Here is a 26,576-nt window from a genome sequence, read left to right as displayed (position 1 = left end):
CCTTACGATACGATGAGGTCGAACGAGACGTCCACGTCGACGCTGCCCGGGAGGTCGCGTCCCGCGGCGAGATCCGCGGGCAGCTCGCCGGTCTTCTGCGGCTGTTCGTTCACCTCGGGGAGGTGGCGCAGGATCACGCGGAACTTGCCGGTGCCGGCGGTATTGCCAGTGATCGTGTTGACGAGCCCGACCGGCAGATCCTCGCCGACCGCGTTCGTGCCGTAGTCCGACTCGACATCCGCGTAGGCGTGGGTGACGAGCGCGGTCGAGGCCGACGACGCAGGGCCCGCCACGTCGCCGACCACGAACACGAAGTGGTCCTCGGCCTCGGCCTCGATCTCCCCGGTGAGATTCTCGGGCGGATCCACGAGCGAATTCTGGAAACGGACGGTCAGCGTGTACTCCACGCCCGACGCGAGCTCGATGCGCTCGGCCGTCCCGGAAGCCCCGCCGTCGCCGTCGGGATCGTCGAACTTGAAGACGAGCGGTGCGCCGCCGCCGGCCGGCGTGAAGGTCAGCTCGACCTGGGAGATCACCTCGTTCTCGTGGTCGTGGTCGTGATCGTGATCGTCGCCGTGATCCTCACAGGCGACGGCAGCAAGGGCCGCCACGAGGGCCGCGGCGGGCGCCGCCGCGCCGAGAATCTTCTTGCAATACGTTTGCATGTGGGCGACACTAGTCGAGGCCGACGCGCGCTGTCAAGCGCGTCGGCGCATGAACCACATGCCGGCTGCGACCCGTCGTCGCCGCGATACCCTGCCGTGAAGATGGCCCCTTCGAAGTCTACCTCCCTGGACGCTCTGCGCGACCTCCTGCGCGGGGCCGGCTTGCGCTGCACGGGGCCGCGTGTGGCCGTGCTGCAGCACTTCCAGACCCGCCGCGGGCCGCTCAGCCACGGCGAGTTGGTCGAGGCGCTCGCCGATCGCGAGTTCGACGCGGCCACGCTCTACCGCAACTTGATCGACCTCGAGGGCGCGGGCCTCGTGAACCGGGTGAACGTCGGTGACAACGTGTGGCGGTTCGAGCTGCGTGACCAGGACACAGAGACGCAGAGCGAGCACCCGCACTTCGTCTGCGTCGAGTGCGGCGAAATCACCTGCCTCGACCAGGTGCGGGTCAAACTCACTCCTGCGCCCGGTTCGCTCAAGTCGGTCGTGAACCGCGTCTCCGAGATCCTACTCAAGGGTCAGTGCATGCGGTGCGCCTGAGACCCGCGGACCGTCGAAGCCGCGCTCGACGCAACAAGCAGATCGATGTGGAATATCCTGAACTGAAATTTCGGCGCGGTCTCGATCGACTCGGCGTCGTAGCCTCGTCCCTGTGCCTGATCCATTGCCTCGCTACGCCGCTGCTGGTGGTTCTGTTTCCGCTGGTCGTGAGTGAACGCTTCGAGGGGCTACTGGCGTGGGCTCTCATTGCCCTCGCTACGATCTCGGTCGGTCTCAGCCTAGCCAGGCGGCGCCTGCTCCCTGCCGTGCCATACACGCTGGGTGTACTGACGCTCGCCTTGACTCATGCCCACGGGTTGGCCGAGGGGAGCTCACTCGAGCTCGTCAGCACCTCAATCGCGGCGTCGCTGATGATCGGGACGCACCTGCTCTCCCTCCCAGCCGGTGGAGCCCGAGCCCCTGAAGCGTGACAACCCCATCTGTGCGCCGTAGTTGCACATGAGCGTCGAGCAGAGGGGCGGGCCGGCGTGAGCAGGTCGCGCAGCTGCTGTCGGTCGTCATGATGCTTCTCCGCGGGCGGGAGGCGAGAGTCCGGCGGCGATGCCGTCGAGCACGAGCTGCAGCTTGCGTTCGAACCATCGTCGTGGGTTTGCCACGGCCCGCCGCGCCGGTGCGCGCAGCCGGCGATCCAGCGCGTCGAGCCAGGTCTCTCCGTGCTCGCGCGCATGCACGCTCTCCACCAACTGCTGCCCGCGCGCGAACACGTCGTGTACGAGGTCGAACGCGGTGTCGACCGCCAGCAGCGCCGCCTCGGGCCGGAAACCATCGTCGATGAGCACCCCCGCGGCCACGTTGAAGTGGGCGAGCGCGCCGGGCGACATCCCGCCGGCCGCCGACGCCAGCACGAGCGCCGGGTCGCGCTCGAGAACCGTCCACAACACGCACGCCTCGGCGTGCAGGAACGGACGCCACGGACCGCGCGGCTCGGGCCATGGCGCCTCGGCGTAGAGCAGATCGAGCGCCGCCATGGCCAGGTCGGCCCGATTGGCGACGTGCGAGTAGAGCGTCGTGTGCGACACGCCGAGTGCCTCGGCCACGCTCACGAGCGTCACGTCGGCGAATCCGAGCTGCAGGGCTGCCCGCGCGATCGCGGCGCGCGAGATCTTCGGCGGCCGCCCCCGGGGCCGGACCGCCACGGGGGTGGCCCGCGATGACTTCGCCATGGCTCGATTTTTCGACAAGATGTCAGAAGGTTCAAGAGCGGTCGTAGCGGCCCCCCCTTCGACCATCGCCGCGGTCGCAGGGCAAGGGCGCGCCATGAGCCGCCGATCCGGGCGTGCCGCCCACAGTCTTGGCCTTCGGCGCTCGAAGCGAGCGAGCAGCGGGCGGCGGGCGCGCTTCACACGTCGCGTCAGTCGACGACGCCTGGCCCTCCGTCTGGCGGACGCGTCGACTCGCACAACACGCCGCTCAGGGACACGCGCCGCCAGCGGAACTCCGCGAGCCCGGCAGCGGCCGCCCAGCTCGCGTAGGTCGACGGCGGCCAGGTGCGCCCGCCGGTCGTCGCGTAGTACACCAGCGAGAACGTCGCCGTGTCGGCGCGCAGCGGCTCCTTCGGGTCGGGGCAGTACACGTCGTTGATCACCAGCAGCCCGCCGGGCCGCAGCGCCTTCGCGGCGCGCCGCACCACCTCGCGCGCCTGCTCCTCGCGCAGGCAGTGCAGGAAATGCGACACCAGTACGAAGTCGTACTCACCCTCCGGCCAGCGCCGCTCGAAGACGTCGCCGACGTGGTAGCGGACCCGGCCTGCCAGCCCCTCCTGCTGCAGCCGCGCCGCACCCTCGCGCGCCGGCTCCGGCAGCTCGTAGATGTCGCTCGTCAACTCGGGGTACCTGCCGCACAGCGCCGCACTGTAGCGCCCCGGTCCGCCCGCGACGTCGAGCATGCGCCGCGGCGGCGCCGCGAACTCGAGCGCTTCCACCAGGGCGCGGGCGCCGTACGCCGCGCTGCCGTTCAGCAGCGCCAGATAGCGCGCCCAGCAGTCGACATCGCCGGACTGGTGAAAACCCTCCATCCGCGAGCGCAGCGCGGGCACCAGGCGCGCCAGCTGGCGGTCGATGTCGACGCCCAGCGCAATCGACCAGGTCAAGCACGCCGGCGAGCCCTGGACCAGCCATCGCGTCGCCGTCGGCGTCAGCGCGAAGCGCTCGCCCTCGCGCGCGAGCATTTCGAACCCCGCGAGGGCCTCGAGCAACACGGTCAGCCCGTGGACGTCGCGGCTGACCGTCTCCGCCAGCTCGCTCGCCGTCCGCGACCCATCGGAGAGCCGGTCGAACAGGCCGAGCTCGACCGCTGCGATCAGGGCGTGGCTACACGCCAGCCCCATCCACGTCGCGTAGAAGGGCTCGGGGACCTCGCCGCGCGCCAGCAGGGCCGCCTCTGCGTCATTGTCGGGGACAAGCTGTAGCTTCATCGTCTATCTCCTTCTCGTGTCGTCGCGTCGCTGGCTATCGCGGCGCGAACCTATTTTTCGACATGATGTCAGAAATTACAAGGGCGATCGCCGCGGCCGCTCGATCGCGCGGGAGAGCGCGACGTGAGAGGGCCGCTTCGACTACATCCTGGCATCCCGAGGCGCGAGGACGCGGAGCTGCGGGAGCGCCCGCGACGAACACCCAATGGGTAATTTTCAACATTCTGTCGAAAATCACGGCAGAGGATCGAGACGCTCTAGTTGCGGGCACAGCGGCGATCGCGCGAAGCCTTGCGGTGGACGGCCCACGAACAGCGCCCGAAGCGCGCGCGTGACGGGCATCCGCGCGTGTTCCAGGCGCTGGCCGACTTCATCCGCGCCGGCAATCAGGTCTGCCTGCTGCCCGGCAATCACGATCCGAACTACCACTGGCCCGCCGTCGAGGCGGCTCTGCGGACCGCGATCGGAAATCCATGCTCCCCGCATTTCATGTTCGTCGCTGGCGGCGAGATCCACGAACGCGGGATCCATATCGAACACGGCAACCAGTACTCATACGATAACTGCTTCGACCACTGGGACCGGCCGATCCTCGACGCGCCCGACGGCCCGCGCCTCGAGCGTCCTTGGGGCACCCTCTTCATGGACCTCGTGTACAACGACGCCGAGGCCGCCCACCGCACCCTCAACCGCATCTACCCCCACGGCATGGACCGTCGGGCCAGGGACCTGCTCGGCCGCGGCGACGCCACCATCGTCGCGTTCGGCCACACCCACCTGCTCGTCGACGCGCAGGCCCCGTATGGCCAAAAAGACCCGCGCCGCGTGTTCAACACGGGCTCGTGGGTGCCGCAGCTCAACGTCACCGGGCTCCCGCGTCCGTCCCTCGACGAACTCGATCGCGTGCAATACACCGGCCACGAACTGCGGATTCTCGCTATCGAGCTCGGAGACCCTCCGCGTGCGCGACTTAGGACGGTGTGACGCGGTCCGTGATCACGCAGTCTCCATGCCCTGGTCGACCGGCGCGGCTTTCCGCAATGCAAGGCTGAGGCCCTCGAAGCCGTCACGCTCGGGTATCGGCGCTCGTCGCTCACTTCCCGAGCGTGTAGCCGAGGACCAGCCGCAAGTCACGACGAGGTTCGTCGAACGGTTACGCCCTCCCACGACGCTCCGTGTAGGTGCCCATACAGCCGGTCGGGGGCCGCGTGCGCTGCCGCAGTGGGCAGTGGGTGCCCTGGCATCCAATTGTGATCAAGGCAAAGGAAAATACGAGGCGAAGCTCACAGGCACAATTCTCCGAACAAGCACCCTGTCGTCGCCGGCCGATTCTCTGCGAAACATACTAATTCCACCATCCTGCGAACAAACGAACGCGGTTACTTGGCGCTGATGGACTGCGCCGCACAATCTAAGAGCAGATCGATGACGCATTCCACGTTGCTCGCTGTTGAAAGGGGTCTTGCCAATCCTGCCCTTGTGATCGACAGGATAGCCATCAACCGGTTTAGTCCGGTCTGTCAAGATCTCACAGCCAAATCCATGGCAGATCAAATCTGTACCGAGAAGGACGGCGCCGTCAACTCCCGAAAATCCTGCAACAGCATTCACCGCCGCATTAAGTGCTCGTCGGGCGGCCCCAACAGCGGGGGAACGCGCAAACATCTCCAAGTAGTCGTCATCAGACGATTTTCGGCGGGTCTCTGCTGATACCCCTTCCAGCGCCTTTTCGCGTGCCGCCCAAAACCTGCGAAACGATTCGCGCAAAATAGTGCAGTCCGCCAATCTGTACTTTCTCTTCAAGAATCGATCCGACGATTTCGCCACCCAGCGCTTGTCGGCAAGAATAATGGTTCCTCCGTGATGTTTCGACTCAACGCTGTTTAGCATGGCATACAGCGTGTTCATGTAGAGAACGGACAAGTCCACGCTCGCTGTCCCGCAGATCGCTTCTGTCGCCCATCTAATGTCCAGCAACAGTTCGCTCTCAAGAAACGGCCCTCTCCGCGCGGCCTGGGCCTGGGTTCACGGGACGTCTGTTCCTCGCGCGGCCCAGGCTTTGCGGAGCGGGGTCGTCAGGCCGCCGGGCGCATCTCGACCTCGTAGCCGAGGTCGCGGATGCGGCGAACGAGGCGGGACGCAGCGCGCTCGCGGTCGTGGCGGTTGAAATGTTCGGCGCCGAGGTCGCGGTAAGGTTCACCGTCACGGAGCATCCCGTGGACCGCAGTGAGGATCGCGGCGGCGACGGCGGCGATCGCCTTCTTTTTGCCCTGCCGCGCTCGGACGCGATGAAAGAGCGCGCAGAGGTAACCTTCCTTGCGGATGCCGGACCATGCGCTCTGGATGAGCATCGTCTTGAGCCACGCGTTACCCTTGCGCATACGGTTGGAGCGGCGCTTGCCGGCGCTCTCGTCCATGCGGGGGCACAGGCCTGCCCACGAGCGCAGATGGCCTGCGGAGCGGAAGCGGCTCATATCGACGCCGACCTCGGCGATGATGGTCTGCGCGGCCGTCGGTCCGACTCCAGGGATCGTCTGGAGTAGCTCGACGGCCTTAGCAAAAGGGCGGAGCTCTTCCTCGATCCGCTTCTCGAGTTCGGCGATCGATGCCTGCAGCGAGTCGATGAGCCGGAGGTGCGTCGAGATCAGCATGCGGTGATGATCGCGCACACGACCCCGGAGCGCCTCCATGAGCTTGCCGCGCTTGCCCTTCAGCGTCCCGCGGGCGAGGCCGGCGAGCTTCACGGGATCGGACTCGCCCGCGACCATCGCCTCGAGCATCGCCCGCCCGCTCTTGCCCAGAATGTTGGAGGCGACCGAGGCAAGCTTGATGTTGCAGGTCTCCAACACCTTCTGGATCCGCTGTGTATGCTCGACGACCTCGCGCGAGAGCTGCTTGCGCGTCCGGGTCAGATCCCGCAGATCCGCGATCGGCTCGGGTGGCACGAAGCTCGCACGCACAAGCCCGTGCGCGATCAAGTCCGCGAGCCACATCGCGTCGTTCATGTCGGTCTTGCGACCAGGCACGTTGCGAACCTCGTGCGCGTTCGCCAGCACCAGTTCGACACGACCCGCGAGGAGTTGCCAGACAGGCTTCCAGTACACGCCGGTCGCTTCGATGACTGCGACCGTACAGCCGCTGTCCTCGAGCCAGTCCCCCAGCCGAATCAGCTCCGAGGTCATCGTGCCGAAGGTCCGGACCTCCCTGTCGACCTTGTTGCCCTTCATTCGTCGCACGCAGACAACGATGCTGTCCTTGTGGACATCCATGCCCGCACAAGTCCCGTGCATCACTTCCATGGCGATCCTCCGTGAAGAACGCCGGCATGAGGGCCCCTAACTCGAAGTCTCTCAAACGCGCTCCAGGAGGTCCAAGGACCTCCTGCTCGCAACCAAGGGTGCTCACGGGCCCTCCGGTCCAACTCAGAAACGGGCTCACCCTGCACCAGTGCGTGAACGACCTCTGCGCCGGCATTCGCGGCGAAAATACTCCCTCGCGCGAAATCGCGCAATACCCGCCAAGACCTCCCCACGGGGGCCCAGGGCCGTTTCATCCCCGCGGGTCGGCGCCAGCCGGTGGGAAACTCAGTTGCAGATGGCTAGATTGACTAGGCAAGACACTGCCCCGTGAAAACGCGGCGACCTGCCAGCGACCTACCGAAACTGTCAGATCGCCCCGGCCCTGGATATCAATGAGGAGCGAGTGCGGCGGGTCAACCTCTTTCTCCCCGAAGCCCTTCTTGGCGAGAGTCCACGAAGTGCCGAAGTGGGCAATGCCGGTAATTTGGAGTGCATCCTGACTTCGCCCTTGACTTTTCCATTCAACCAAGACGTAGCCAAGGTGTGATGACACGGCAGGGGCAAGCTTGCGAAGTGTTTCGACCTCCAAGGGAAGTGGATGCTCAAAACGGAGGATCTCGCAACCGGTGTACTCTTTCTGGCACGAACGGCCGCAATGTAGTAGACGCGCGCCCTCTGGAATGCAGCATAATCCGAAGATCAGATCTCGGCCCTCCTCCGCTTCGAGTGAGGAGAAGAATGCGACTGCAAGTAATCGAGCAAGCGTGTCGAGTTTGGGCAGTCGAAAGTCATCGCTATGCTTGCGCCATCGCTCCTTTGTCACCCTTGCTAGATCTGCGGGGTAGTGAATCGATCGGTTCACTCCGGAAGAGTATCCGACTGTCGCTGCCCATACAAGGGCCAGTAACACCCACAGAACCTGGGACTTACTGAGGGTGATCTCTCCATCGGCAGACAGGCTCTCCTCCGGATGCTCTCAGGGCTCTCCAGGGCAAAACAGATTCTGGGATGCCGGTACATCGCGGTAATGCAGGATGAGCGTACCGAGAACCGCGCCCGGGACCAATCGTGCTCGCGGGGGACGTCGCTCACTGGGTGAGAGCACCCGAACCCGGCCTTGCAGACCAATTCCGCGTTCGTTGGCCAGTGCGCGAGTCGGGAAATGTTGGGCTCAGGTCTACCGGCTATAGATGCTGGTCGATGGATTGTATAGCCTCCAGTCGAACCAGTAGTCCCAAAGGACAGGCACTGTCTCCATGCAATCTTTGGATCTCACATGCGGACCCTCAACGGGGCAGCCGCGGAAATCCCATAAGCTCCCAGTCTTTGCGTCACGTAGGTGTTCGGGGTCGGCTGGCGCCAGCAGTAGTGCCTTACCGTCAATTCGTCGATCGAATGCCCGCACCATCCGACCTCCGCCCGACCAGAGCACGACCGGAACGTCTCCTAGCTCGTCGAGGATCACGCGCTCAGCCGCGAGTTGGCTCGCCTCGTACGCCCGCGCCTGTCCGCCCACCGCGATCCCAGCGACAAGGGCTCGCGGAGGTAGCGGCGAGTCGCTGGTGTCGACGACCGTCGGTAGCTTGTCGATACCTGGCTCCCAGTCGCGCTCGTAGCTGCCCACACGACCTCGTTCACGAAGGAGCACCTGCCCCGCCGGTGACTCGCGCTGAAAGCGCGCGACCGTCAGTTCGTCGTTGTGGACCCGCTCGAGCTGCGCCCCCTTCATGGGCCCGGCGATGCACTCCCCGCTGACCTGCTGCCAGAAGCTCCCCGTCTCCTCGTCGCGCATAAGGAAGTTCTGGTTGTGGATCCCCGCGAGGTGGAACGTCAGCGTCTTGCCCTGGATTGCCCGCGCCCACACTAGACCAGTGTGGCAAAGCGTTCAATATGTCACGACGATCGGCTGATCTCCGACGACGTCATTGAGCACGTGATGGTAGGCCATCACCTCGACCGGGTACGCTCGCGCCGCCTCGCCCACGCGCACCGCCATCACGATCGCATCGTCGGGCAAGCCCGACTCACTCGCGCCCGCGAAGCGCGGCGCCGGCATCGGCTCGAACATCTTTTCAAAGACGTTGACCCGCGACAGCCCGCCGGCGCCGAGCGTCAGCAGCAGCATCACCACCGCGCCGCTCCGCCGCCACCACCCGCCGGGCCATGCGCGCACCACCGCAGCGACAGCCATGAGACCTGCCCCAAGGAGCAGCCACGGTCCGAAGCGCAGCACCCCCAGCGCGACCGCCAGCTCGGTCGGCCCCTGCGGTCGGAACGGGCGCATCACCCACAGCGGCGTGATCAGGGTCGCCAGCGCGATGAGCAGCGCACCGAGGCCGAGGAGTACGAAGGGACGTCGCGTTGACATGGACCACGAGTATACACTTTAAAGCGTTTGCGCTCAGCGTGAAGTTGCCCCGCGCGGCCTTGATCGCCCGGAGTGTTTTTGGCAAAAATTTGGGCACAGCCTCGCAGCCAGCGCCTGAAAGCCCAGTGTTCTCGACGACTTGCACGCCGCCGAATCACACCAGACCGGTGTGGCAGAGCGTTCAATATGTGACGACCAGCGGCGTATCCCCCACCGCGTCGTTGAGCACGTGGTGATACGCCATCACTTCGACCGGATACGCCCGCGCCTGCTCGCCGACTCGCACGGCCATCACGATCGCCTCGGCCGGCAGCCCGGACTCGCTCGCCGCCGCGAAGCGCGGCGCGGGCAGCGGCGCGAACATCTCCTCGAACACGTTGACCCGCGACAGGGCGCCTGCCCCGATCGTCAGCAACAACAGCGACAGCGCCCCGACGCGTCGCCACCACCCGCCGGGCCACGCGCGCACCACCGCGACCGTCGCCATCAGCCCGGCCAGGGCGAGCAGCCACGGCCCGAATCGCAGCACCCACAGCGCGACTGCCAGCTCCGTGGGCCCCTGCGGACGGAACGGGCGCATCACTCACGGGGGCGTGACGAGCGTCCCCAGGGCGACCAGCACCGCGCCGAGGCCGAGGAGGACGCGGGCAGGCCGTGGGCAAAAGGCGCGCCTCGACGAACCTGGCCGGGCCGAGGCGGCCGTGGTACCCTGCCACGATGAAGTCGATTAACTTACTGCTGTTCATGCTGTGTGCGATCGCCTGCGGGCCGGGGAAGGACGGCGGCGACGACACGAGCGAATCGAGCTCCGGCTCCACGGGGGCCACCAGCACCGACCCCCCGACCACCGGCGCGACCGTGGAGTCGTCGGGCACGGAGGGTGAGCCCGGGCTCTGCGTGGCTGCGACTCCGGGCAGCCCCGCCGTCCCCGAGTGCGAGCTCGACTTCTGTCCGCCGGCCTCGAAGCACATCGTCGCCCACGACGACGACGGGGCGCCGGGCCTGAAGTGCAACCATTGGAGCGGGTTTTGTAACTCGAGCAACGACGATTATCAGGCCTTCATGTTCGAGAGCGAGGACCTGGTGATCTACCTGTCGTTCGACCCTCAGCTCGAGCGCTCGGACGCTTCGTTCAAGGCCAACTTCAAGTATCTGTGGGCACAGGTGGAGTTCCCGCCGGATCCGACCGATCACAGCCACTTCTACGAGCAGACCGAGGATCTGTCCGGCCTCGAGATCTTCGACTCGTTCGCGTTCGCCGACGGCCGGCTGAAGGCGAGCTTGCAGCTCGACGTCGACCGGGTCTGGCAGAGAGTCGCCTCCAACCACCCGGAATGCGTCGCCGGCGACATCGCCGGCCAGTGCTCTTGCACGTACACAGGGCTCGCCATCCCGGTGACGATCGACATCGACCTCGCCGTCGAGCCGTGAGCGCACGTCCCCGGCCTGGTGCTCGCGCGGCCGTGGTGCACGTGCAGCGCGGACGAGCGCGTCCGCGCTGCGCGTGCCGACTCGCGGCGTCGCGTCTTCACCCCTGGCTCGCCCGCATCTGCTCAACCTCCGCCATCTCCGCCGCGTAGCCGAGGATGCCGGGGCCCCAGCCGCCGAGGACGTACGTGTACCGGTAGTGCTCCGGCACCAGCGTGTCCTGATAGCCGGCGACCTGCACGAGGAACACGCGCACGTCCCGGTTCACCGTGGCCCGGTAGCGGGCGATCAGCTTGGCCACGTCGATGTACCGGTCGCGGCCTTCCCAGGCGAACTCGCGGTACTGCCGGGGGTTGGTGCCGTAGAGGCCGCCGTGGCCCGCCTGCATGTCCGAGAACACGAACACGTGATCCCAGCGCTGGCGCTCGCGGATCGCCCTGTCCCAGAACAGCCAGATCCCGTTCTCGGTGCCGAGTCCGATGCCCTTCGCCACGCGCTCGGCCTCGTCGAGCTGCGCGAACACGGAGCTGCGCTTGCGGATCGCCATGGTCTCGAGGTGGTCGCCGAAGATGCCGAGGTGGCCGTCGTCGGAGCGCATCCCCGCCAGCACGCCGGTGAGGTTGGCGATGGTGGAGATCTTCATGGTCCCCATCGCCGAGGTGGTGCTGCCCTGCGCCGACCCGCTGTTGTCGCACAGCGCCATCGTCCGGCCGCCGAGCCACGGCAGGTTCTCGAGCGAGATCATCAGACTTTCCTCGACCGCCTCGCGCACCTTCGCCGGTGCGTCGTCCCCCAGCGCCTGGTAGGCGCTGTAGTAGCGGAACGGCAGCTGCTTGCCCGTGCGCGCCCCGCCGACGAGCCTGGCGGTGAAGCTCTCGGCCGGGATCTCGGCCTTCACGAGGTTCCGCAGGTTGCGGAGCAGCGCCATGTGGCCCATCACCGGCAGCGCCTCGGTCCACGCCTCCGGCGTGCTGCCGCGCGCCGACACGATCGCCTCCCAGGTGCGATCGGTCGTGGTGAGCGTGCCCCTGGCGAGCCGGTCCACCGCGGCGCCGCGCGGGTGCACGAGGTTGACCACGTCCACCGATTTCGCCGCCCGCGACTCGAGCCGGTACTTCGCCAGCGCATCATCGTCGAAGCGCTCGAACGCGTCGCGCCACGCCTTCTTGAGCGCGTTGGGGATCGGCTTGCCGAAGCGGTTCAGCTGGTAGGCCAGGCCCACCGCCGGCTCGTCGGCGCGAGCGATGATCGCCCTGGCCCATGTGCGCACGAGGCCGGTGCCGCGCACAGCCGCGTGGTGGGCCGCCCGCACCAGGATCACCTGCGGGGTCGTGCGCACCAGCGCCTCGTCGCGCAGCCGCGCCGCCTCGCGGAGCGTGCCCTCCGCGTCGTGGCTCAGCGCCTCGTCGATGCAATGCTCGAGCAATTCCGCCGGCGTGCGGCTGCGCCACTCCTGCGGATCCACCGCGCCGAGCGTCTCGCGCAGCCGCGCGACGTCGGCGTCGGTGAGCGCGAACGCCGGCGCGCGGCGGCGCGGCCGCTCGTCGACGGCATCGCGCTGGTAATACATCGGCTCGCCGAAGAAGCAGGACGCCGCGGCCAGGCGCAGGCGCAGGAGCGGATCGCGGATGAACCAGGAGGTCCCGCCCATCCAGTTGAGGTGGGACTCGCCGTTGCTCGAGCCCTTGCCACGATTGCCACGCCGGAAGAGAGCCATGACGCACTGTCCTTTCCCCCGCGCGAGCGGGGATCGAGGAAGAAGAGAGCGACAATCAAGAAAGCGAGCCCGATCGAGGAGAACGCCGACCGCGGTGTGGTTTTTCTTTTCGGAAGAAGTAACCGCGATCTCACTGCCTCGATCGGACTCAGGTTCGGGAGCAGGAGTCGAACCTGCGTCCTCGCCGTCCCTCTGAAGTAACCCCGCGCCTCACTTCCCACGAGGGGAGAAATCGCCGCGGGGATCGTTCTCACGGCGCGCTCTGCCGCTGAGCCATCCCGAACGCCGATCGACAGAGCAGGCCGTGTGCCACGCCGGGCGTCAGCCGCCAACAGCGACCAGAATTCTCATTGATTTCAAATTCTTGAGCAGAACCACCGACAGCGCCGGCCCAGCTCCGAGCAGGAGTTCCTTATCCCCAGATATCCAGCTCTATCCTTGACTATCAGTCTTCCTATGCAGCGCTACCGCTTGCGCTCGGAAGCCAGCGGGTCGTCGCCCCATTCGGGCTCGAACTCCCCGCCGAGCCCGTCGACCAGCCGGTTGTAGTAATTGAACAGCGCGGTGATCTGCACGATCTGGTGGATCGCAGCATCGTCAAAACCGTGGGCGCGCAGGCCGTCGATCTCCCGCCGACCGATCGCCTTGCTGTCGCGGGTCAGCGCCACCGCGACGTCGATCATCGCCCGGTCGGCGGGGCTCAGGGCGGCGCCGTCCGGGTCGCGCTCGAGCGCGTCGGCGATAGTGTGGACATTCGGTTGTGCCTCGACCTCGGCCCGGAGGTCGTCGCTGTGCGCGCGCGTTCAATACACGCAATTGTTCGTGCGCGACACCGCGACCGCGACCATCTCGCGCTGGGCGCGGGACAGCGGACCGGGCCCGAACATCAGTTCACGATACAGGTCGAGCGATGCCTGCAGGACGCGCGGCTGCACGCTCTGGATCCGCAGCACGTTGAAGATCTTGCCGGCACGCGCGATCGCGGCGCGGTAGATCCGCGCGAGGAGGCCCTCGGCGTGTTCGGGGTCGACGATGCGGATCCAGGCCATGATCGCCACTGTACCGCGATCGGCGTCCCCCGAGAAAGCCCGCGTCGCCCGCGTGTACGACACGGCGTCCGGGCGCAGCGCGCCGCCAAACCGCCCTGCCGTCGCGCTATCCTCCGTCGGTGCGCCTCGCCTGGGCGACCGACATCCACCTCGACTTCCTCGACGACGACGGCGTGCGGCGCTTCGCCGTCGAGCTCGCCGCACCGAAGGCCGACGCCTTGATCTTGAGCGGCGACCTCTCGCACGCCGAGTCGCTCGAGCATCACCTGCGCCTGCTCGCGCAGGGCGTGCCCGGGCCGATCTACTTCGTGCTCGGCAACCACGACTACTACGGCAGCTCGATCGAGGCCGTGCGCACGGCCGTGCTCGACCTCGGCGCCCGGCGCCCGCGGCTGTCGTGGTTGCCCGCCGCCGGCGTCGTCCGCCTGACCGATCGGACAGCCTTGATCGGCTGCGACGGCTGGGGCGACGCGCGCCTCGGCAACCCCGAGACCACCCCGGTGGTGCTCAACGACTTCTTCCACATCGAGGAGCTGGCCGCCACCATCGATCAGGCCGCGCGCGCCAACCCCAGGCTGCTCTTCCGCGGCACCGATCGCACCCGCCTGCACGCCGCGCTGCGGGCCCGCGGCGACGCCGAGGCCCAGGTCCTGCGCAGCCTGCTCCGCGACGCCCTCCGCGAGTTCGAGCAGGTCGTCGTCGTCACCCACGTCCCGCCGTTCGCGGCCGCCTGCTGGCACGAGGGCCGCCACTCCGACGGCGACTGGCAGCCCTACTTCACCTGCGCCGCCGTCGGCGACGTCCTGCGCGAGGCCGCCGCGGCCCAGCCCGCGCGCCGGATCACCGTCCTCTGCGGCCACACCCACGGCGCCGGCGAGGCGGAGATCGCGGCCAACCTGCGCGTGCTCACCGGCGGCGCCGAATACCGCCGCCCCGCGCTCCAGCGCGTGCTCGAGGTCGACTGACCGCTCGCACATGTCCTCACGGACATGGCCCGATCTACATCCCGAAGTACAGCGCGATCGCCAGCGCCGTCACCAGCGCGGCCGCCAGGGCCACCGTCCCGACCAGCCGCAGGCCCCGCCGGCTCTCGGCCGCGGCGGTCTGGACGGCCAGCACCGCGCTCTCGCCCTTCAACCTGTCCTTCGGGACCTGCGCCGCCACGGTCGCGACCGCGTCCGCCAGCTCGTCCATCGACGCGAACCGCCTGTCGGGGTTCTTGTGCAGCGCCTTGCGGAACAGCTCGTCGATGGCCGCCGGCAGCTCCGCCTCGGGCGCCAGCTTGCGGGCCGAGGGCACCTCGGCGGTGAGGATCAGGCGGTAGGTGTCGCTGGGGGTGCTGCCGCGGAACGGCAGCTTGCCGGTGACCAGCTGGAACAGCACCACGCCGGCCGCGTAGACGTCGATGCGGTGGTCGATGGGCCCGCCGGTCGACTGCTCCGGCGCCATGTAGAAGCTCGTGCCGAGGATGGTGCCCTCGGTCGTCAGCGCCGCGCCCTCGTGGCTGTCGTGGTGCGCCTCCGCGGTTCGCGGCAGGCGCTTGGCGATGCCGAAGTCGACCAGCTTGATGAAGTCCTGCACGCCGCGGAAGCCGGTGCGAAAGCAGTTCCCGGGCTTGAGGTCGCGGTGGATGATGCCGTGCCGGTGGGCCTCGGCCAGCGCGCTGCAGATCTGCAGGATGATCGCCGCGGCGCGGCGCAGCGGCAGCCGGCCCTCGCGCAGCAGCGTGGCCTGCAGGTCCTCGCCGTACAGCAGCTCCATCACCAGGTAGCAGGCCCCGTCGGCCGTGACCCCGAAGTCGAGCATCTCGACGATGTGGTCGTGGACGATCTGCGACGTCGCCTGCGCCTCGCGCTTGAACCGCTCGCGGGTCACCGGATCGCGGCTCCACGGCGAGCGCAGCACCTTGATCGCCACCCGCCTGTGGGTATGGACGTGCTCCGCGGCGTAGATCTCGCCCATTCCGCCCTTCCGCAGCAGCCGGACGAGGCGGTAGCGGTCGTCGATGAGCGTGCCGACTGGGAGCGAGTCCTGCACTTGCAGGGCGAGGGTAACACAGAACCCCTACCCGTCCGGGGCCCTGAGCCCGCAGCGCACGTTCGAACGGGGCGTTCACGCCCCCGGTCGAGCCCCGCGCAGCCGACGGCTCACCGGCGCGGGTGACGACCCCGTCACGCGCGAGGGCGCGCTTCCACGTGGTCGTGACATTTCCTCGCGAGTCGTGACATTCGCGCCGGCGTGTTGGCCGAGACGTCGTTTGTCAGCACCGCGCGCGTCCACCACGATTCGCGCCATGCGTCCCTACCACCTCACGCTCAAGCGCCGCAGCTTCTTGCGCGGTGGGGCCGCGGCAGCCGCCGCCGCGTCCCTCCCGCTGGTGTTCTCCTATCATCGTACCGCGCGCGCCGATTACGGCGCCCTCGTCCCTGACCCGGAGGGCATCCTCGATCTGCCCGCGGGGTTCACCTACACGATCATCAGCCAGACCGGGGACATGATGACCGACGGCTATCGCGTGCCGGGCGCGCCCGACGCGATGGGCGCGTTCCCGGGCCCGAACAACACCGTCATTCTGATGTGCAACCACGAGCTCAGCCCCGACTCGTCGGACTCGCCGTACGGCGACGGCCAGGACCCGCCGCCCGAGGCCTACGACGAGGACGCCGTCGGCGGCGTGACGCGCATCGTGCTCGACAACGACACGCTCGAGCTCGTCAGCAACAACCTCGTCCTCGTCGGCACGATCCGCAACTGCGCAGGCGGCGTCAGCCCGTGGGGCTGGCTGTCGTGCGAGGAGAACGTCGACGACGGCCACGGCTACGTGTTCCTGTGCAAGACCGACGCCGAGACCGTGCAGATGCCGCAGCGGATCGTCGGCTACGGGCGCTGCAACCACGAGGCCGCCTGCGTCGACCCCGACACCTTCTACGCCTACCTCACCGAGGACCGCGGCGACAGCTGTCTGTACCGCTTCGTCCCGGACGACAGGGCCGACCCGTTCACCGGCAAGCTGCAGGCGCTCAAGGTCGTCGGCCAGGACGACTTCGCGACCACCACCATGGACGTCAGCGAGATCGTCGACTGCGAATGGGTCGACATCGACGAGCCCGACCCGGCGAACGACACCCTGCGCATCGAGGCCCAGGGCAAGGGCGCCGCGATCTTCGTGCGCGGCGAGGGCATCTGGTGGTTCGAGGGCGCGGTCTACGTCTGCTCGACCAGCGGCGGCCCGGCCGACGGCGGACAGATCTTCCGCCTCATCGACGGGCCGAACGGCGCCACGCTCGAGCTGATCGGCCGCTCCGACGACAAGGACCTGCTCGACATGCCGGACAACATCTGCGTCGCCCCGTGGGGCGAGGTGTTCATGGCCGAGGACGGCGACGGCGACAACTACGTCCGCGTCCTCGCGCCGACCGGCGAGATCTACGACTTCGCCCGCAACGCCCAGAGCGACAGCGAGTTCGCCGGCGTCTGCTTCTCGCCTGACGGAAAGACCATGTTCGTCAACATCCAGAGCGACGGCCTCACCCTGGCGGTCCGCGGCCCGTTCCCCGAGGTCGAGCAGCCGAGCACCACCGGCGAGGACACCACCGGCGGCGACGACACGACAGGCGGCGACGACACCACCTCGGACGGCAGCACCGGTGATGCGCCCACGACTTCTGCGGGCACCGCCGGCGGCACCGAGGGCGACACCGGCGGCGCGCCGACCAGCGACGGGACGAGCACGGGCGACGGTGCGACCGACAGCTCCGGCGGCGACACGGACAGCGGCGGTGCCGGGGGCGATCCGGCCGGCTGCAGCTGTGACGCGGATGTCGGCAACCCGGCCCTCGACCTCGCGCTCGCGGCCGCCGGCGTCGCCGTGCTGCGCAGCGTCACCCGGCCCGCGCCGCTCGACGCGGAGCGCGAGCCCTCCGACCGATCATCATAGTCGCGACTGCGACGCATGGACGCCCGGGCGGGCCTCGAGCGAACTCGAGGCCCGCCCGTCTCGCTCACGGATTGCCGAGACCGACGTAGGCGTTCCGCGAGATCCGCATGTAGTTGGTCGGCGAGTGGTCGCCCCAGTTGTACGCCATCGGCAGCGACATCGACAGGTACAGCGCGTCCTTGGCGCGGGCGACCGCGCCGACCACGTTGGCGGTCAGGTGCGTCCGCAGCTGGCGGTCGAGGCGCAGCTCCTCGACCCACACCCCGTCGCGGCTGGACGACACCAGCTGGTGACCGAAGTGCATGTATCGGCCGACCGTGCGCGGAGGCATCTTGGTGACGTAGTCGTTCTCGTACATGAAGCGATACGTCTTGTCGCCGAACTGCTTGTGAAGGGTCCTGGCGAGCGTCGGATCGGCGAACATCGCCGGGCCGTAGGCGTACACCCCGCGCACCAGCTTGCGCATCGGCTCGAGCTTCGGGTCCATATAGATACCGGCCGTCGCCATACCGGCGAGCGCGCCGCCCGTGCCGTGCCCGGTGATATAGAGCGCCTCGAGGATCGGCTTCTTCTTGCCGACCGCATCGACCTCGCTCTCGGGCCGCTTCCCCGGCTTCTTCGGGGACAGCTCGACGAGTCGCTTACCGAGCGCCTTGCCGGTGTACAACGCCGCCAGGAATTCGCGCAGGGTCGGCCAGATGGCCATGCCGCTGCGATAGAGGCCCCCGTGGACCATCCCCACCGACGGGAACGGCATCATCGTGGCGCGCACGTCCGTCAGCCAGCGGATGATGTCGTCCTGCGAGGTGCCTCGGACGGTGAGGATGCCGAGCTTCTTGTCGGCGCTCTGGAACAGGTAGGCCGTCGCGTCGACCAGGATCGCGTCGTTGCGGACCCGGATGGCCACCGTCTCGCCGTCGAGGCCCATCTGGCACAGGCGATCGGTGTACGTCTCGACGTGGGTGTAGGACCAGGCCGAGGCGACGGACAGCAGCTCCGCCACGCAGTGGTCGTACTGGCCCTCGACGACGCCGTCGACCAGGTGCTCGCCCGGATCGCCCTTCTTGGTCCCCGGGCACTTCGTGAATGCATGTTCGAGGTGCATGTTTCTCCTCCTATCCGGGTACTTGGGCTCCGGACTCGACCGAGGTTCATGGATCGTCCGGATCGCGGCGCAACGATAAAAAATGCGTATTGTCGGCCGCGCCGCCCGCTGCTCACATTCGAGCGGGCGTACCATTATTATGTGCGTCCTGGGCGGATAATTCGACGATCGACGCGCGTATTCGCCAATCGGCCACGCGGCCGCCGTCGCGGCGCCCTCGGCGACGGCGACGCGGCGACAATCGGCGAGTCAGGCGCCTATTGTTAATGTCTGAACGGCCATGTACGCGCATTATCGTCGAACGACCCGGGATCCGGCGTCTCTGCGGGCGCCGCCGCCGTGAGCCGGGCGCGGGGCCGTCCACAGCGCCACACGCGTCGCGCCGTTCGACCCGCCACCTCGCGAGCGCCGCGGACGGCCCGCGCCCGCGTCACGCGAACATGCGGTCCAACATCGCCTCGTCGATCCGCGGGAACACCGCCTCGTCCGCGGGGTGAGCTGCGACGTGCGCGTCGAGCGAGACCTCGACGAAGAAGCACAGCGCCGCGACCGCCGCGGGGGCCCGGTCCTCCTCGCGCTCTTGCTCGCCGAGCACCAGCTCGAAGCGTCGCGCCGCGCCGACGCGAGTACGCAGCGGCCGCGAGCGGAACGCGGAGATCCGGCCGGTCCACGCCGGCAAGGCGGTGAACTTCAGCAGCAGCAGCGCGCGGGGGCCGGCCAGGATCATGAAGTCGGAGCCGGCGATCCGCGAGGGGAGCGCGAACGTCTCGCTCATCAACGTGCAGCCCGTCGCCCCCGTGACGCGGCGGATCTCGGCGCACGCGGCCACGAGCGCGGCGAGCATGGCGCGCGCCGCCGGCGACGGCTCCACCGCGAAGTACGGCTCGCTGCGGATCACCAGCTGCGAGGCCGCCTCGACCAATTCGTTCGCCGTGACCCGCTTCTCCGCCAGCGCCCGGCGAGCCAGCCGCGCCGCCGCCTCGGCGCACGGACCTGGCAGACCGCGGTGCACGTGGAACGCGTAGAGCCCGTCGGCCGCCTCGTGGTGCGCCACCTGCAGCGCGGCCACGATGTCCGCCACGCGAGCGTCCCGGGCCGGCTCGGCGAACACCGCCAGGTCGTCGGCCGTCGCGTCGTGCCACCATTGCGCGAACATCGACGCCTCGCCGCCGCAGGCCGCGAGCACCCGCGCGTTCGCCCGTCGCGCCAGCGCCCGCAGCTGCGGCGGATCGCCGGCCGCCGCCTCGACCTCCGCGAGCGCGCGCGCGACCTCCGGCTCGTCGAAGCGCTGCGCCAGCGTGGTCGCCAGCGCCGCGTCGCGGGCCAGCGGCCAGCGCGTCGAGTCGAAGCCCTCGCCGTCGCGCGCCGACGACCGCACGTAATTCTCGGCCGGCAGCCGCTCGCACAGCTCCGCCAGCAGCTCGGACGGCACGAGCCCGTCGCGGACCAGGAAGAAGAACAGGCCGGGGACGTCCATCGGCGCCTCAGTCTATGCCGACCCCCCGCTGCGCGGGGTCGTGTGATTCGAGCGAAATCGCCTGCGACCGGGCCCGCGTCCTCCACTACACTGCCGCCGTGCTTCGCGCCTCCGGCAGGCCACTCCTCGTGCTCCTCGTGCTCGGCTGCGCCCGGCCGGGCGCGGGCTCCGACGCCGCCACGCAATCCAGTTCGGCACCGGCGAGGGCGCCTCGCGTCCCGTTCTGCGGCGGCCCCGTCGACGCCCCCACCTGCGCCGACCCGGCCCTCGTGTGCGCCCGCACCGACCGCCTGTGGCCGATCAGCGTGTGCGTGCCGCCCTGCGACCCGCTCGCCTACGACTGCCCCGACGCGGACATCGGCGCCGTGGCGATGGTCTGCCAGCCCGCCGCCCTCGGCTTCGGCTGCGTCCTGCGCGGCAACCTCGACGGCCGCGCGCTCGGCGAGCCGTGCGTCCAGCACCGCGACTGCACCGCCGCCGCCCACTGCGCCCCGCCGGACGACGTCCCCGGCTGCGCCGGGCCCGAGGGCTGCTGCGCCGCCTACTGCGACCTCGACGCCGCGAGCTGCCCCGTCGCCGGGCAGACCTGCGTCGCCCACTTCGCCCCCGGCGAGGCCCCGCCGAACCTCGAGAAGGTCGGCCGCTGCGCGGTGCCATGACCTTCAGGACAGGCCCTCAAGGACATGCCATCCCGGTCATGTCCATGACGACATGTCCGTGAGGGCATACCCAGCCGTCGCCGACGGCGCTACACTCGCGCCATGCCCAGGCAGAGCGCAGGCATCCTCCTGTTCCGCGGACGCGGCCCCGATCTCGAGGTCCTGCTCGTGCACCCGGGCGGCCCGCTGTGGGCCCGCAAGGACGCCGGCGCCTGGACGATCCCCAAGGGCGAGTTCGCCGACGGCGAGGACCCGCTGGCGGCGGCGCGCCGCGAGTTCGCCGAGGAGACCGGGCACAGCCTCGCCGGCCCGTTCCACCCGCTGACCCCGATCCGCCAGCGCGCCGGCAAGCTCGTCCACGCCTGGGCCTGCCGCGGCGACGTCGACCCGGCCGCGCTGCGCAGCAACACCTTCGAGGTGGAGTGGCCGCCGCGCTCGGGCCGGCGCCAGAGCTTCCCCGAGGTCGACCGCGCCGCCTACTTCTCGCTCGCCGACGCGCGCCCCAAAATCAACCCCGCGCAGGTCGCCCTGCTCGACGAGCTCGCTCGCCTGCCCGCCGCGCTTGACCCTCACGCCACGTGAGGCCCTATCCCTGACCGCGAGGACGCGAGGCGACGATCCATGGCACTCACCGTCAGTCAGGTCGCCGGCATCGCCGGGGTCAGCGTGCGCACGCTGCATCACTACGACGAGATCGGCCTGCTCAGCCCTTCGGGCCGCAGCGCCGCCGGCTACCGGCTCTACAGCGAGGCCGACCTGGCGCGCCTGCAGCAGGTGTTGTTCTTCCGCGCGCTCGAGTTCCCGCTGCAGGAGATCTGCCGGATCTTGCGCGACCCGGAGTTCGACCTCGGCGCGTCGTTGCGCATGCAACGGCAGCTGCTGAGCGAGAAGGCCGTCAAGCTGCAGGCCCTGCTCGGTGCCGTCGACGCCGCCCTCGCGCGCCTCGAAAGCGAGCGACCCATGACACGAGAAGAGATGAAGCAGATGTTCGACGGCTTCGATCCCGCCGACCACGAGGCCGAGGCCGAGCAGCGCTGGGGCGACACGGAGGCGTTCCAGGAGTCGAAGCGCCGCACCGCCCGTTACACAAAGCACGACTGGCAGACGATCAAGGCCGAGGGCGCCGCGATCTTCGCCCGCCTCGCCGAACTCATGAGCGCCGGCGCCCCGCCCGGATCGCGCGAGGCGATGGCCGCAGCCGAGACCCATCGCCTGCACATCGACCGGTGGTTCTACCCCTGCCCCCACACCCTCCACCGCGGCCTCGGCCGGCTCTACGTCGACGACCCGCGCTTCACCGCCAACATCGACAGGTCGAGCCCCGGCCTCGCGGCCTACGCGGCGCAGGCCTTCGCCGCCAACGCCGACCGGGCCGCCGACGCGCGTTGACCGTCGCCGGGCGCGTACGAGTCGGCCGCGTCGGCCAGGCGGATGCCCTGTCGAGCGGCGCTCGCGCGTGGTACCCTGCCCGCCCTCCGTGCCGCGGCCCGCCCATCGCCCCGAGCTCGCCGTCCGGGCGGCGAGGGGCGCCACGCGGGCGACGCCGGAGCTGGCCGGGGCGGCGCTGCAGGCCCTCCGCGAGCTGCTGGGCGGCGTGACGGGCGACGACGCGAGCGCGGCCGGCGACCTGCGGCGGGTCCATCGCGACCTGATGATGCTGGTGGCGCGGCTGGTGTTTCGCCGCCACGCAGAGGAGCGCGGGCTGCTGCCCGCGGATTCGCTGGCCGATCTGTTCGCGCGCCTGAGCGCCGACGCCGGACGCGACCTCGCGGCGATGGAGCGGCGGCGGACCGCCTGGCCGCAGCTGGTGGCCCTCGCGCACGAGCTGAGCAGCGAGGAGCCGGCGCCGCCGCTCGTGACCGCCGGCGACGGCGCGGTGTGGCGGGCCCTGCGGGCCCTGCTGCTCGCCGACGGCAGGCCGCGGGCCTATCATGCGATCGACATCGAACAGCTCGGCGGCGTCTACGAGGCGCTGCTGGAGCAGCGATTGCTGCGAGCGCGCGGGCCGAGCCTGGCGGTGCGGCCCGGGCACGTGGTCGTCGATCTGGCGGAGCTCCTGTCGCATGCGCCGGCCCGGCGGATCCACCGATTGGCGGAGACGGCCGGCGGGGCGCTCGACGAGGCCCTGCAGGCCGCGCTCGCGGCGGCGAATTCGCCCGAGGACCTCGCCGCCGCGCTGGCCCGCCGGCGCAGCCCGCAATCGCCTGCCATCATCCCCGCGGGGCGCCTGTATGTGCAGCCGGGCGAGGAGCGCCGGCGGGCCGGCGCGCACTACACCCCGCGCGAGCTCACCGATCGGCTCGTACGCGCGACCCTGCGCCCGCTGCTGGCCGCGCTCGGCGAGCGGCCGACGGCGGCGCAGATCCTCGAGCTGCGGCTGTGCGATCCGGCGATGGGCTCGGGGGCGTTCCTGCTCTCGGCCTGTCGCCAGCTCGGCGAGCAATTGGAGCAGGCGTGGCGCCGTGACGGTGCGGTGATTCCGGGCGGCGTCGCGGCCGGCGAGCACGCGCGGCGAATGGTGGCCCGGCACTGCCTGCACGGCGTCGACAAGGACTCCTGCGCGGTCGAGCTGGCGCGGCTGTCGCTGTGGCTGGCGACCGGCGGCGGCGCGCCGCTGCGCGGATTCATGGCCGCGACGATCCGCTGCGGCGACGCGCTGGTCGGCCTCGATCGGGCCCAGATCGCGGCGTTTTCATGGCACCCGGCCGCGCCCGGCGAGTACGAGCATTCATCGTCCGCCGATCCCGCGCTCGCCCGCACGATCGGCGACGCTGCCGTCGCCGCGTTCTTCGGCCACGACGGCGACCGGCGCCGCGACGAGCACCGCGAACGCCTGGCGCGCACGACCGTGGGATCGGCCCGGCGCGGCGACTCGGCGGCCGTCGCGGCCCTGGAGCGGCTCGCCGCGATGCTCACGACGAGCGAACCGCCGGTGGTGCCGTTCCACTGGGAGCTCGCCTTCCCCGCGGTGTTCGCCCGCGACAACCCCGGCTTCGACGGCTTCGTCGGCAACCCGCCGTTCTTCTGGGGCAATCGCATCAGTCGCGCGTTCGGCGAGCGCTACCGCGATTGGCTGCTGCGCTGCTATCCCGGCTCGCACGGCAACAGCGACCTCGCGGCGTACTTCCTGCGGCGCGCCTTCGCGTTGCTGCGCCGCGGCGGCGCGCTCGGCTTCGTCACCACCAATTCGATCGCCGAGGCGGACACGCGCGCGACCGGTCTCGACCACCTGCTCGCCGCGGGCGGCGTGATCTACGAGGCGGTCCGCAGCGCCGAGTGGGGCGGCAGCGCGAGCGTCCGCGTCGCTCACCTGTGCGTCGCCAGGGGCGGCGATCCGGGCGAGCGCCGCCTCGACGGGCAGGTGGTGGCGGCGATCGGGAGCGACCTTCGTCGCCCGCGCGCGGCGTGGACGGCCGTGCGGCTGCGCGAGCGGGCGGGCCAGAGCTACAAGGGCGTCGATTTCGGCGGCACGGGCTTTCTCCTGACGCCGGCCCAGCGCGAGGCGATCGTCCGCGACGCGCCGCACGAGGCGGCGTGCATCTGGCCGGTGCTGAACGCCAGCCGATTCGTCTCGTCGCCGCAGCTGCGGCCGGAGGGCTTCATCATCAACTTCACCGGGCTCACGCTGGCCGAGGCCGAGCGGTTCGAGCGCTGCATGGCGATCGTGCGCGAGCGCGTGCTCCCGCGCCGCGCCGTCGACAAGCGCAAGGCCCGGCGCGAGCGCTGGTGGCTGTACAACGAGGGCTGCAGCGGCCTGTACCGGGCGATCGCGGGCAAGTCGACGGTGCTCGCCTGCGCCGTGGTCGCCAAGTTCGTGTCGTTCGCGTTCGTCGACGCGCACACGGTGTTCACCAACGCCCTGAACGTCTTCACCCTCGACGGGCCGGCGGCGCTGGGGCTGCTGCAATCGCGGGTGCACGAGCTGTGGGCCCTCACGCACAGCTCCAGCCTGCGCGCCGACCCGCGCTACAACCCCTCGGATTGCTTCGAGACGTTCCCGTTCCCCCGCGACTGGCAGCGCTGCGAGGCGCTCGCGCGGGCCGGACGGAGCTACGACGAATGCCGGCGCCGCTGCATGCTGGCGGGCGAGCTCGGGCTGACCGCCCTGTACAATCGATTCCACGATCCGGGCGACCGCACGGCCGACATCGCCGAGCTCCGCGACCTGCACGACGCGCTCGACCGGGCCGCGCTCGCCGCCTACGGCTGGGCCGACCTGGCGGAATGCGCGACGGCCGACTTCATCGCGACGAGCGACGACTCGCGAATGATGGCACCGGCGATTCGCCGCGGATGGTCCGCCGCGCTCGCCGACGAGGTCCTGGGCCGCCTGCTCGCCCTCAACCGCGAGCGCGCCGGCGCGGTCGAGCCGGTCGACGCCCACTATGGTATCCATAGAAGCAAAAGATAGACATTGAGGGGCGTAGGCCATAGTACCTCGACCCACGCGTCAACCCGCGCTCAGTGACACACGCTCATTACGCGCAGCGGCCGTCAGCAGGATATGCGTTCGACGAACCGCATCCAGACTCACGGTAGGCGACGGCACCGGTGGCGGCCAGGCGCAGCGGAGTTTCCTCGGCTCGCCAGCTGCTTTCAGAATGCGGGAGCCCGCTCAAGGAAACGGCGCCGAGTAGTTCCGCCCCTTAGCCACAGATACGTCGAGGTTTGCATGCAGAGCACGCGGCTGACAGCGACGAGCTGATCGGGTATCCTAGGTGCCCGTGAGTGAGCGGCAGTGGCCGACCTTCGACGCCGAGATCGTTGCCGAGCGCGCCGCCTGTGAGCGCCTCCGCGGCGCCTGCGAACGCGATCCCTCGCGCATCCCCGAGCTAGCCGAGCGTCTGGACCGACTGGAGGAGTTCCTGTTCTGGGCCACGCGCTTCGACGAAATGCTGCCCGTCGTCGAGGAGCGGCTGCAGGTGCTGCGTCTGCTCGCCGACCGTGACCCCGGGGCCCATCGTCTCGACGTGGCCAGCGCGCTCTGGATTCGCGCCGATCTCCTGCGTGACGCCGGCCGCGTCGACGAAGCTCTTGCCGTCGTCCAGGAGGCGCGCCGCTGCTTCCGCGAGCTCGCGCAGGACGAACCCGATGATGAGCGCCTCACGCGCCGCAAGTTCCTTCTCGAGCTCCGCGATTTCCTCCTCGAGCTCGATCGCCGCCAGGACGTCGTGGACGTTGCGCTGGAGCTCGTCCACGACCAGCGGCGTTACCACCCCGAGCGGGTCCCGCTCATGCACGGCGAGCTCGCCGAAGCCCTGACCACCCTCGCCGACGATCTACGGCGCCTCCACCGCCTGCAAGACGCTCTCGCGGCCGTGGAGGAGGCCATCGGCTACGATCAGGCCGCGCCGCAAGTGTACGCAGAGGCCGGCCGTGATCGTCGGGCCGCCATGAGCCTCGCCCTCCGTTCGCGCCTGCTCGCGGAGCTTGGTCGTGGCCCCGAGGCCCAGGCTTCCGCACTCGCGGCCTTGACGGCCCTCTGGCCCCACTTCGAGGCCAGGCCGCGCGCCCTCGGCCCGTCCATCGCCGAGCTGCTCGCCCAGGCCAACCTCCACGATGCCCCCGGTTCCCAGCCGGCGGAATCGATGCGTCGATTCCTGGCTGCCTACGAGCAGGTTGTGAGCGCCCCCGACGATTGACGGTAGGTGTTCGACGAAGCCGGGTATCCCGCGTCGTGACGCCGGGTCGCGGACCGGCCACACCCCGTGGGTATGCGCGGCGAGCGTGGCGACGCGGAAGACGTTGGGGGCGAGGCGCTGCTGAGTGCCCTGTTGCTCGGCGGTCTGCTTCCAGGAGACCGGGGCGAGCTCGAGGACGCGGCTCCTGGGCCATGTCAGTTCTCAGCAGCACTCCCCCTTCTGAGCCAGGGGCGACGTTCTGTTGTTCAGTAAC

At 69.4% G+C, this 26,576-nt stretch carries 25 protein-coding genes, 1 tRNA gene and 1 pseudogene; 11 read left to right on the top strand and 16 right to left on the bottom strand.

Annotated elements, in window-relative coordinates; all coding sequences use genetic code 11:
• Positions 1–2 precede the first annotated feature (2 nt).
• Positions 3–665: a hypothetical protein gene (locus tag K7C98_RS42090; RefSeq protein ID WP_224197603.1), complete on the bottom strand. Its 663-nt coding sequence runs from the start codon at positions 663–665 to the stop codon at positions 3–5.
• A 102-nt stretch (positions 666–767) separates the two neighbouring features.
• On the opposite strand from K7C98_RS42090, the gene K7C98_RS42085 reads away from it, so the two are divergent.
• Positions 768–1,208, top strand: coding sequence for a Fur family transcriptional regulator (locus tag K7C98_RS42085; protein WP_224197602.1), 441 nt, complete (start codon positions 768–770; stop codon positions 1,206–1,208).
• Entirely contained in the window at positions 1,190–1,639 is a 450-nt protein-coding gene (locus K7C98_RS45365) for a MerC domain-containing protein (protein WP_346660340.1), read from the top strand. Before K7C98_RS42085 ends, K7C98_RS45365 begins: the two co-directional genes overlap by 19 nt.
• 87 nt (positions 1,640–1,726) lie before the next feature.
• Here K7C98_RS45365 and K7C98_RS42075 read toward each other — a convergent pair whose 3' ends face one another.
• Both K7C98_RS42075 and K7C98_RS42070 read right to left on the bottom strand, forming a co-directional pair.
• Positions 1,727–2,458 carry a TetR/AcrR family transcriptional regulator gene (locus K7C98_RS42075; RefSeq protein WP_224197600.1) on the bottom strand — a complete coding sequence of 244 codons (732 nt, stop codon included), beginning with the start codon at positions 2,456–2,458 and terminating at the stop codon, positions 1,727–1,729.
• 122 nt (positions 2,459–2,580) lie between these two features.
• Positions 2,581–3,642: a class I SAM-dependent methyltransferase gene (locus tag K7C98_RS42070; RefSeq protein WP_224197599.1), complete on the bottom strand. Its 1,062-nt coding sequence runs from the start codon at positions 3,640–3,642 to the stop codon at positions 2,581–2,583.
• A 348-nt stretch (positions 3,643–3,990) separates the two neighbouring features.
• Here K7C98_RS42070 and K7C98_RS42065 point away from each other — a divergent pair, with 348 nt between their 5' ends.
• Positions 3,991–4,626, top strand: a complete 636-nt coding sequence (locus K7C98_RS42065; protein ID WP_224197598.1) for a metallophosphoesterase — start codon at positions 3,991–3,993, stop codon at positions 4,624–4,626.
• 270 nt (positions 4,627–4,896) lie between these two features.
• Here K7C98_RS42065 and K7C98_RS42060 read toward each other — a convergent pair whose 3' ends face one another.
• The 6 genes and pseudogenes from K7C98_RS42060 to K7C98_RS42040 all read right to left on the bottom strand — a co-directional run bounded on the left by K7C98_RS42060 (position 4,897) and on the right by K7C98_RS42040 (position 9,889).
• Positions 4,897–5,550: a hypothetical protein gene (locus K7C98_RS42060; protein ID WP_224197597.1), complete on the bottom strand. Its 654-nt coding sequence runs from the start codon at positions 5,548–5,550 to the stop codon at positions 4,897–4,899.
• Between the two features lie 167 nt (positions 5,551–5,717).
• Positions 5,718–6,941, bottom strand: coding sequence for an IS110 family transposase (locus K7C98_RS42055; RefSeq protein ID WP_224197596.1), 1,224 nt, complete (start codon positions 6,939–6,941; stop codon positions 5,718–5,720).
• A 250-nt stretch (positions 6,942–7,191) separates the two neighbouring features.
• The gene (locus K7C98_RS42050) at positions 7,192–7,803 is read right to left on the bottom strand and encodes a putative sensor domain DACNV-containing protein (RefSeq protein WP_224197595.1); all 612 of its coding nucleotides are present in this window, start codon (positions 7,801–7,803) and stop codon (positions 7,192–7,194) included.
• 315 nt (positions 7,804–8,118) lie between these two features.
• Positions 8,119–8,814 (bottom strand): annotated as a pseudogene (locus K7C98_RS42045) (DUF3179 domain-containing (seleno)protein); the annotation flags it as partial.
• Positions 8,815–8,826: 12 nt separating this feature from the next.
• On the bottom strand, positions 8,827–9,309 hold the full coding sequence (locus K7C98_RS44340) for a DUF3179 domain-containing protein (protein WP_263430316.1): 483 nt from the start codon (positions 9,307–9,309) through the stop codon (positions 8,827–8,829).
• A gap of 181 nt (positions 9,310–9,490) precedes the next feature.
• The gene (locus K7C98_RS42040; RefSeq protein WP_224197594.1) at positions 9,491–9,889 is read right to left on the bottom strand and encodes a DUF3179 domain-containing (seleno)protein; all 399 of its coding nucleotides are present in this window, start codon (positions 9,887–9,889) and stop codon (positions 9,491–9,493) included.
• A 137-nt stretch (positions 9,890–10,026) separates the two neighbouring features.
• Here K7C98_RS42040 and K7C98_RS42035 point away from each other — a divergent pair, with 137 nt between their 5' ends.
• Complete coding sequence (locus K7C98_RS42035) at positions 10,027–10,740, top strand: hypothetical protein (protein WP_224197593.1); 714 nt, start codon at positions 10,027–10,029, stop codon at positions 10,738–10,740.
• Positions 10,741–10,837: 97 nt separating this feature from the next.
• On the opposite strand, the gene K7C98_RS42030 is transcribed toward K7C98_RS42035, so the two are convergent.
• The 4 genes from K7C98_RS42030 to K7C98_RS42015 all read right to left on the bottom strand — a co-directional run bounded on the left by K7C98_RS42030 (position 10,838) and on the right by K7C98_RS42015 (position 13,503).
• Positions 10,838–12,454 carry a TROVE domain-containing protein gene (locus tag K7C98_RS42030; protein WP_224197592.1) on the bottom strand — a complete coding sequence of 539 codons (1,617 nt, stop codon included), beginning with the start codon at positions 12,452–12,454 and terminating at the stop codon, positions 10,838–10,840.
• Positions 12,455–12,606: 152 nt separating this feature from the next.
• Positions 12,607–12,737: transfer RNA gene (locus K7C98_RS42025), tRNA-OTHER, on the bottom strand.
• 181 nt (positions 12,738–12,918) lie between these two features.
• Positions 12,919–13,137, bottom strand: coding sequence for a hypothetical protein (locus K7C98_RS42020; protein WP_224197591.1), 219 nt, complete (start codon positions 13,135–13,137; stop codon positions 12,919–12,921).
• Positions 13,138–13,257: 120 nt separating this feature from the next.
• Positions 13,258–13,503: a carboxymuconolactone decarboxylase family protein gene (locus K7C98_RS42015; RefSeq protein WP_224197590.1), complete on the bottom strand. Its 246-nt coding sequence runs from the start codon at positions 13,501–13,503 to the stop codon at positions 13,258–13,260.
• Between the two features lie 119 nt (positions 13,504–13,622).
• Here K7C98_RS42015 and K7C98_RS42010 point away from each other — a divergent pair, with 119 nt between their 5' ends.
• Positions 13,623–14,468, top strand: a complete 846-nt coding sequence (locus tag K7C98_RS42010; RefSeq protein ID WP_224197589.1) for a metallophosphoesterase family protein — start codon at positions 13,623–13,625, stop codon at positions 14,466–14,468.
• Between the two features lie 34 nt (positions 14,469–14,502).
• Here K7C98_RS42010 and K7C98_RS42005 read toward each other — a convergent pair whose 3' ends face one another.
• Positions 14,503–15,540 carry a serine/threonine-protein kinase gene (locus tag K7C98_RS42005; RefSeq protein ID WP_224197588.1) on the bottom strand — a complete coding sequence of 346 codons (1,038 nt, stop codon included), beginning with the start codon at positions 15,538–15,540 and terminating at the stop codon, positions 14,503–14,505.
• Positions 15,541–15,796: 256 nt separating this feature from the next.
• Here K7C98_RS42005 and K7C98_RS42000 point away from each other — a divergent pair, with 256 nt between their 5' ends.
• Entirely contained in the window at positions 15,797–17,440 is a 1,644-nt protein-coding gene (locus tag K7C98_RS42000; RefSeq protein WP_224197587.1) for an alkaline phosphatase PhoX, read from the top strand.
• A 64-nt stretch (positions 17,441–17,504) separates the two neighbouring features.
• Here the strand turns inward: K7C98_RS42000 and K7C98_RS41995 are convergent, their stop codons facing one another.
• Positions 17,505–18,545, bottom strand: a complete 1,041-nt coding sequence (locus K7C98_RS41995; protein WP_224197586.1) for a lipase family protein — start codon at positions 18,543–18,545, stop codon at positions 17,505–17,507.
• 430 nt (positions 18,546–18,975) lie between these two features.
• Positions 18,976–20,022 carry a hypothetical protein gene (locus K7C98_RS41990; RefSeq protein ID WP_224197585.1) on the bottom strand — a complete coding sequence of 349 codons (1,047 nt, stop codon included), beginning with the start codon at positions 20,020–20,022 and terminating at the stop codon, positions 18,976–18,978.
• 98 nt (positions 20,023–20,120) lie between these two features.
• Between K7C98_RS41990 and K7C98_RS41985 the strand changes: the two genes are divergently transcribed.
• From K7C98_RS41985 to K7C98_RS41965, 5 genes are all read left to right on the top strand, one after another.
• Positions 20,121–20,681 (top strand): hypothetical protein, encoded by a 561-nt coding sequence (locus K7C98_RS41985; protein WP_224197584.1) that lies wholly within the window; start codon positions 20,121–20,123, stop codon positions 20,679–20,681.
• A 102-nt stretch (positions 20,682–20,783) separates the two neighbouring features.
• Positions 20,784–21,263 carry an NUDIX domain-containing protein gene (locus tag K7C98_RS41980; protein ID WP_224197583.1) on the top strand — a complete coding sequence of 160 codons (480 nt, stop codon included), beginning with the start codon at positions 20,784–20,786 and terminating at the stop codon, positions 21,261–21,263.
• 39 nt (positions 21,264–21,302) lie between these two features.
• Positions 21,303–22,070 carry a MerR family transcriptional regulator gene (locus K7C98_RS41975; RefSeq protein ID WP_224197582.1) on the top strand — a complete coding sequence of 256 codons (768 nt, stop codon included), beginning with the start codon at positions 21,303–21,305 and terminating at the stop codon, positions 22,068–22,070.
• An 88-nt stretch (positions 22,071–22,158) separates the two neighbouring features.
• Positions 22,159–25,092 (top strand): Eco57I restriction-modification methylase domain-containing protein, encoded by a 2,934-nt coding sequence (locus K7C98_RS41970; RefSeq protein WP_224197581.1) that lies wholly within the window; start codon positions 22,159–22,161, stop codon positions 25,090–25,092.
• Between the two features lie 313 nt (positions 25,093–25,405).
• On the top strand, positions 25,406–26,323 hold the full coding sequence (locus K7C98_RS41965; protein WP_224197580.1) for a hypothetical protein: 918 nt from the start codon (positions 25,406–25,408) through the stop codon (positions 26,321–26,323).
• Positions 26,324–26,576 lie beyond the last annotated feature (253 nt).

It is taken from the genome of Nannocystis pusilla (assembly GCF_020073745.1).
In the GTDB taxonomy this organism is placed as follows: domain Bacteria; phylum Myxococcota_A; class Polyangia; order Nannocystales; family Nannocystaceae; genus Nannocystis; species Nannocystis radixulma.
The sequence above is the reverse complement of the archived record's forward strand: the minus strand, read 5'-3'. Positions and strand labels throughout refer to the sequence as shown.